General features: G+C 63.3%; 6 protein-coding genes and 1 tRNA gene. 6 read left to right on the forward strand and 1 reads right to left on the reverse strand.

Annotated elements, in window-relative coordinates; all coding sequences use genetic code 11:
• The first annotated feature begins 27 nt into the window (after positions 1 to 27).
• The gene (locus CFR76_RS14770) at positions 28 to 1,131 is read left to right on the forward strand and encodes a hypothetical protein (protein WP_110557685.1); all 1,104 of its coding nucleotides are present in this window, start codon (positions 28 to 30) and stop codon (positions 1,129 to 1,131) included.
• A gap of 106 nt (positions 1,132 to 1,237) precedes the next feature.
• Positions 1,238 to 2,494: a glycosyltransferase gene (locus CFR76_RS14775; protein ID WP_110557691.1), complete on the forward strand. Its 1,257-nt coding sequence runs from the start codon at positions 1,238 to 1,240 to the stop codon at positions 2,492 to 2,494.
• A gap of 39 nt (positions 2,495 to 2,533) precedes the next feature.
• Here the strand turns inward: CFR76_RS14775 and ppa are convergent, their stop codons facing one another.
• The gene (gene ppa / locus CFR76_RS14780; RefSeq protein ID WP_025439680.1) at positions 2,534 to 3,061 is read right to left on the reverse strand and encodes an inorganic diphosphatase; all 528 of its coding nucleotides are present in this window, start codon (positions 3,059 to 3,061) and stop codon (positions 2,534 to 2,536) included.
• Between the two features lie 136 nt (positions 3,062 to 3,197).
• Between ppa and CFR76_RS18740 the strand changes: the two genes are divergently transcribed.
• The 4 genes from CFR76_RS18740 (at position 3,198) to CFR76_RS14795 (ending at position 5,780) form a co-directional block, all read left to right on the forward strand.
• Positions 3,198 to 3,332 carry a hypothetical protein gene (locus CFR76_RS18740; RefSeq protein ID WP_264986387.1) on the forward strand — a complete coding sequence of 45 codons (135 nt, stop codon included), beginning with the start codon at positions 3,198 to 3,200 and terminating at the stop codon, positions 3,330 to 3,332.
• A tRNA-Ile gene (locus CFR76_RS14785) sits at positions 3,323 to 3,396 on the forward strand. The genes CFR76_RS18740 and CFR76_RS14785 overlap by 10 nt, the downstream gene beginning before the upstream one ends.
• 98 nt (positions 3,397 to 3,494) lie before the next feature.
• On the forward strand, positions 3,495 to 5,174 hold the full coding sequence (gene ettA, locus CFR76_RS14790) for an energy-dependent translational throttle protein EttA (protein WP_110557686.1): 1,680 nt from the start codon (positions 3,495 to 3,497) through the stop codon (positions 5,172 to 5,174).
• A gap of 63 nt (positions 5,175 to 5,237) precedes the next feature.
• Entirely contained in the window at positions 5,238 to 5,780 is a 543-nt protein-coding gene (locus CFR76_RS14795) for a GNAT family N-acetyltransferase (RefSeq protein ID WP_110557687.1), read from the forward strand.
• Positions 5,781 to 6,452 lie beyond the last annotated feature (672 nt).

The raw sequence follows: 6,452 nt of genomic DNA on the forward strand, positions 1-6,452 counted from the left end.
ATGCCTGCTTGTGGCGGGATACCGGTAATGGAGGCCGCAGGGACCGCCCCGCAGATGGGTGACATACAGGCCAGCGCGCAGCTTATGCGGCTGGAAGGTGGCATGTATTGCATTTTCCATGCATCAGCCCCCGCGGGCGCCGGGTTCGGCCCCCTGTCGGGCATGCGCGTGACCGTGCCGCCCGGCATGGACGGTGCGCGGGTCAGTGCGTTCGACGCGGATGGCTGGATGGGCGCGCAGGGCGGGGCTGTCCTTGTCCGCATGCCTGATGGCGGGGGCGTGGTGCTGGTCACCACCTATCGCGACCCGGCGCGTGACGGGGCCGCCCTGCCGGGCCTGCAGGTGGTCAGGCTGTCCGGCCCGAAAATGCCCGATGTGGCCGTTGCCGCCCCGGCGCCAGTGGCGGGGGCCGGGGAAATCGATGCCGGCGGCATGGTCGCCCATATCCAGGGCCGGGGCGATGTCAGCGCGCCCCTCGGGGCATGGATGGGCAAGGGGGGCAGCGGGCAGTGGCTGGAAGGGTTCGCCATCCAGCCGGCTTCCGGCCTTGCCGCGAGTGACATGGAATATCAGGCCATTCTGGGCGCGGACTGGTTTTCGCCTTGGGTGGAAGGCGGGGCCTATTGTGGCAGCCGGGGCATGGCGCTGCCCCTGCTTGGCCTGCGGGTCCGGCTGAAGGGGGACGCCGCGCGGCGGTTTACCTGCCATATCGAAGCCTGCTTTACCGATGGCACCCGCCTTGGCCCGCTGGAGGACGCATCGGTCATGGCGCCCTCGCACGCGCCGCTGGAAGCCTTCCGGATTGAAATCCTGCCCCGGCAGGCTGTCCCGCCGCCATCCACGCGCGCCGAAGGCGGGGCGGAAGATCCGGTGCGGGCGACCATGTCCCGGGACGAACCGGCCTCCGCGCCCGCCCCCCGCGTGCGGCGGGGCAGGCGCACCCCGCCCGCGCGCGTGCCGGCGGCCCGGCCCGACAAACCCGAAACCGGAGTCGGCCCCGACCAGCCCGTGCCGTGGTGGCACCGCAGGCCCGAAAGGAATGTCGCGACATCCGCATCCGCAGTTGCCGCCCCGCCGCGCGAACGACGCCGCAAGGCGGGGCGGCAGCCACGCACAATGGCGGGATCGTGAGCATTTACGACCCGCCTGCACGCAACACCCATCCGGCATGCCCGGCCCGAACGGCATGGCCGCGCAGGCAGCATCCATGCCGGGGGAGCAGCCGGGGCGGCAGGGGATGAAATACCTGTTCGTGCATCAGAATTTCCCTGCCCAGTTCGTGCACCTGCTGCGTGACCTGCGGGCGCGGGGCGGGAATGAAATCGTTTTCATAAGCGAGACGGGACAGGGGCATATGCCCGGCGTGCGGCGGGTATCCTACCGCCTGCCGCCGCCCGTGCGGATGGCGGCCCCGGCCCCAGTGGCCGAACTGGCCCGCGCCATGCAGCGCGCGGCCGAGGTGGCGCGCGCGGCCCGCACGCTGCGCGGGCTGGGTTACGTGCCCGACATCATCATCGGCCACCATGGTTGGGGCGAGATGCTGGAACTGGCCGATGTCTATCCCGATGTGCCGATGCTGGGATATTACGAATTCTTCTACCATCCCACCGGGCTGGATGTGGGCTTTGACCCGGAATTTGCCCCCGCCGCTGGCGTTGCCCCCCTGGTCCGGGCGCGCAACACGCTGAACCTGCTGGCCCTTGCCGGCTCAGGCTGGGGGCATTGCCCCACCCGGTTCCAGCGCGACACTTATCCCGACTGGGCGCGCGCACGCATAACACTCCTGCCCGAAGGGGTGGATCTGGACCGGTGCGCCCCTGACCCGCAGGCGGCCACGCGGCCCTTCGTGCTGGGGGATATCCATGTGGGTACGGATGAAAAGCTGGTCACCTACATCGCCCGCGACCTCGAACCCTATCGCGGGTTTCACGTCTTCATGCGCGCCCTGCCGCATATCCTGCGCGAACGTGGCGACGCGCGCGTGATCGTGGTCGGGGGCGATGGCGTAAGCTACGGCGGTCGCGCGCCGGGTGGCCGGACGTGGCGGCAGCACATGCTGGCGGAACTGGGCGCCACGCTGGATACGGGGCGCGTCCATTTCGCGGGAAAGGTCGGGTATGGTGATTTCTGTCGCCTGCTGCAGCGATCGGATGCGCATGTCTACCTGACATACCCGTTCGTGGCGTCATGGTCGCTGCGTGAGGCGATGGCGTGTGGCTGCGCCATCGTGGGAAGCCGGACGCCGCCGGTCGAGGAATTCCTGCGCGACGGCAGGACGGCGCGGCTGGTGCCGTTCCTTGAACCCCGGCGGATTGCCGAAGGCGTGCTGGAACTGCTGGAAGACAGGCGTCTGGCGCGCAGGCTGCGGGCGGGTGTCCGCGCGCAGGCGGAACGCACGCTGGACATGCACGCCTACATGGCGCGCTATCACCGGCTGATCGGCCAGCTTGCGGGCGGCATGGCCCGCGCCGCGCCGGCCGATGCCGTTGCGTGACCACCGGGCCGCGTGGCCCGGCGGACAGCAGGGCGTGGCTTACTTGCCGGCCACGGCCTTGACGGATTCAAGGATCACTTCGCCCGCGACCTTCTTGTCGGCCCAGCCTGCGACCTTGACCCACTTGCCCTTTTCCAGGTCCTTGTAGCGGGTGAAGAAATGCTCGATTTCCTTCAGCACGATCTCGGGCAGGTCTTCCAGCTTCTCCACCTTGGCGTAGTAGGGATGCACCTTGTCATGCGGCACGCAGATGATCTTTTCATCCTGCCCGCTTTCGTCTTCCATGCGCAGCACGCCGATGGGGCGCGCGCGCACCACCACACCCGGCACGACGGCGGCGGGCATCAGCACCAGCGCATCGGTCGGGTCGCCATCGGCGGCCAGCGTGTTGGGAATGAAGCCATAGGCAGCGGGATAGACCATGGGCGTGAACAGGATGCGGTCCACCACCAGCGCGCCGCTGTCCTTGTCGATCTCGTACTTGACGCCTGAACCCTGCGGGATCTCGATCACGACGTTGATGTCGTTGGGTACGTCCTTGCCGGGGGAAATCTTCGATACGTCCATTACTGTTCAGGCCTCCTGCTGCCTGCATGTGCGTTAAGGGCCGCCCCGGGGTGTTGCGGCATGAATTAACGGGGAGTGACGGTACATCTCCCACCGTTTCCTGCGCAAGTCATGTTCCGTGGCAGGATGCCCGGCCATGAGCCAGATCATGAAGTTGTTTTTTTATGGCGGCATCGCCCGCGGGATGGAAAAAATTACGCGGAAAAAGGCACGTGGATCTTGCCAAATCCCTCCACATGCGCGAGATCAGGGGCTGCCTGCGCGCCCGTAGCTCAATTGGTTAGAGCGGGCCGCTCATAACGGCTTGGTTGCGGGTTCAAGTCCTGCCGGGCGCAGGCTTTTGGCATGCAGCACAGCGGTCATGGCCCCGTGCCAGTCCGGCGGTGCGGGCGAGTTGCCATTTTTTCTTTCAGTTTATCAGGAGCCGACCGTCATGGCCGCCACGCAATATGTCTATGTGATGAAGGACCTGACCAAGGCGTATCCGGGTGGGCGTGAAGTCTTCAAGGGGATTACGCTGTCCTTCCTGCCCGGCGTCAAGATTGGCGTGCTGGGGGTCAATGGCGCCGGCAAGTCCACGCTGCTCAAGATCATGGCGGGCGTGGAAAAGGAATTCGGCGGCGAGGCATGGGCGGCCGAAGGCGCGCGCGTGGGCTACCTAGAGCAGGAACCCAAGCTGGATGAAAGCCTGACGGTTGGCGAAAACGTGGCCCTAGGCTTTGGTGCGCTGAAAAGGGCCGTGGACCGCTTCAACGAGATTTCGATGAAGTTCGCCGAACCCATGTCCGATGACGAGATGAACACCCTGCTGGCCGAACAGGCCGAACTGCAGGAAGTGATCGACGCGGGCGATGGCTGGGAACTGGACCGCAAGCTGGAAATCGCGCTGGAAGCCCTGCGCTGCCCGCCCGCCGACAGCCCCGTGGACAAGCTTTCCGGTGGGGAGCGCCGCCGCGTGGCCCTGTGCCGCCTGCTGCTGGAAAAGCCGGACCTGCTGCTGCTCGATGAGCCGACCAACCACCTTGATGCGGAAAGCGTGTCGTGGCTGGAAAAGACGCTGCGTGATTACGAAGGCACCGTGATGGTCATTACCCATGACCGTTACTTCCTCGACAACGTCACCAACTGGATTCTCGAACTCGAACGTGGCCGTGGCTATCCGTTCGAGGGCAACTACTCCTCCTGGCTGGAACAGAAGCGCAAGCGCCTGGCGCAGGAAGAGAAGGAAGAAAGTGCCCGCCAGCGCGCCCTTGCCGCCGAGCAGGAATGGATCGGCTCCTCGCCCAAGGCCCGCCAGGCCAAGAGCAAGTCGCGTATCGCGCGCTATGAGGAAATGCTGGCCCGGAACAACGAGAAGGGCGGCGGTGTTGCCGACATCATCATCCCGCCCGGGCCGCGCCTTGGCGGCACGGTGATCGAGGCCGAGGACCTGCGCAAGGGCTTCGGCAACCGCCTGCTGATCGATGACCTGAGCTTCAAGCTGCCGCCGGGCGGCATCGTGGGCGTGATCGGGCCGAACGGCGCGGGCAAGTCCACCCTGTTCAAGATGATCATGGGACAGGAAACACCCGATAGCGGGTCGCTTACCATCGGTGAGACCGTGAAGCTGGGCTATGTGGACCAGTCGCGCTTCAGCCTGGATGACAACAAGACCGTGTGGGAGGAAATCTCCGGCGGGACGGATGTCATCTATCTGGGCAAGCGGGCCGTGCCGTCGCGCGCCTATGTCGGGGCCTTCAACTTCAAGGGGCCGGACCAGCAGAAGAAGGTGGGTGTGCTGTCGGGTGGCGAGCGCAACCGCGTCCACCTGGCCAAGATGCTGCGGCAGGAAAGCAATGTCATCCTGCTGGATGAGCCGACCAACGACCTTGACGTTGATACCCTGCGCGCACTGGAGGAGGCCCTGGCCGAATTCGCGGGCTGCGCGGTCATCATCAGCCATGACCGCTGGTTCCTTGACCGTCTGGCGACCCATATCCTTGCGTTTGAAGGGGACAGCCACGTCGAGTGGTTCGAGGGCAACTTCCAGGCTTATGAGGAAGACAAGCGCCGTCGCCTTGGCCCTGATGCAACCGAACCGAGCCGCATCAAGTACCGCCCCATCGAACGCTGATTCCATTTGCCATCGGCAACATTATCTGCCTTCAATACCGGTCAGGTGCATGCACCTGCCACGATGGAGGCAGTCATGGGATGTCGATATCATATACAGACCGGCCACCTACAGCTTGACCCGGTCTCCTGGGCCGATCTGGAAGATGTGGTCCGGCTCAAGGCCAGCGCCGGTGTGACAGGCCGGCTGGCCGGCGGCGTGTGCGGCCGTGTCCTGAGTGAACAGGACATGATGACCGATCTCATGACATGGGGACGCGAAGGCGTGGGGATGTTTACCGTGCGCCAGCAGGACCGTTTTATCGGCCTTGCAGGCGTGCAGCCTTCCACCACCACGCCAGACTGCCATGAACTGCAGTTCGCCATCCTGCCCCATGCGCGTGATACGGCCCTGTCACGGCAGGCCACCAGCATGGCGCTGGCCTTTGCACATCAGGTCGGGGTGGGGCGCGTCATTTCCTATGTCCGTGAAAATGATATCGTTGCCCGGCAGGTTTTTGGCGGGGCCGGCATGAGCCTGTGTAGCGACCCGCCGGAAAATTGTGGTCCGGATATCCTGCTGTATCACAGCATGCGCGCTGCACAGGCGGGCAACAATATGCATTGATCGGCGGTTTTCCGCCGTTTCGCCTGTCAGACCATCTTGAACTGCCTGTTTCCCAGGGAATTGGTTTACGGAATCTCAGGTCAGAAAAGACAGTGCCAATCCTTATTTCAAAACCACATTGTGGTCTGGCCAATAGCTGAATATTTGTCAGGGCCTTGAGTGCGGCATATGCCAGACATCCGCTGCCCGAAAGAAAATACTGCGGGATATTCAATCATCCATTCAGGTCCCTGGCAGCTTGCTGGACGCGTGGCGTTGCCAGATTCCACGATGCAGGGGTCAATCCCGTCGGGCGCTTGCAGACAGCCATTTCAAAGTATCAACCTGATGGACTTATGCGGATAGATGGCTGTTCAATGGATTTGATACGAAACGGTCGTGATCTTTCAGTTTTATAGGAAACTGAAAGTATAAGAGACTGTTTGAAAAGTCAGCTTATGAGAGCGCTTTAAAATCAAAGGAAATTTTTGGTTAAGCTTTTTGCAGAAGCTTCGAAAGAACGCCGCCTTTTTGAAAAAAGGCGGCACCCAAAAACTTTTGTTTTTTTATCAACAGTTTGTTTTCAAACAGCCTTTAGAGCACGCTGCGAATAGCTTGAATCGCAGGATTTCCAAAGGGCATGTGATGTGATTCAAGATGAAGACTGGCGGAGGAGGCCAGACTTCATGCCCA

This window comes from Komagataeibacter swingsii, from assembly GCF_003207895.1.
In the GTDB taxonomy this organism is placed as follows: Bacteria; Pseudomonadota; Alphaproteobacteria; order Acetobacterales; family Acetobacteraceae; genus Komagataeibacter; species Komagataeibacter swingsii.

Coding starts and splice junctions, on each gene's coding strand:
- CFR76_RS14770 (WP_110557685.1), top strand. CDS start 28: ATGGAGGCCGCAGGGACCGCCCCGCAGATGGGTGACATACAGGCCAGC.
- CFR76_RS14775 (WP_110557691.1), top strand. CDS start 1,238: ATGAAATACCTGTTCGTGCATCAGAATTTCCCTGCCCAGTTCGTGCAC.
- ppa (WP_025439680.1), bottom strand. CDS start 3,061: ATGGACGTATCGAAGATTTCCCCCGGCAAGGACGTACCCAACGACATC.
- CFR76_RS18740 (WP_264986387.1), top strand. CDS start 3,198: ATGAGCCAGATCATGAAGTTGTTTTTTTATGGCGGCATCGCCCGCGGG.
- ettA (WP_110557686.1), top strand. CDS start 3,495: ATGGCCGCCACGCAATATGTCTATGTGATGAAGGACCTGACCAAGGCG.
- CFR76_RS14795 (WP_110557687.1), top strand. CDS start 5,238: ATGGAGGCAGTCATGGGATGTCGATATCATATACAGACCGGCCACCTA.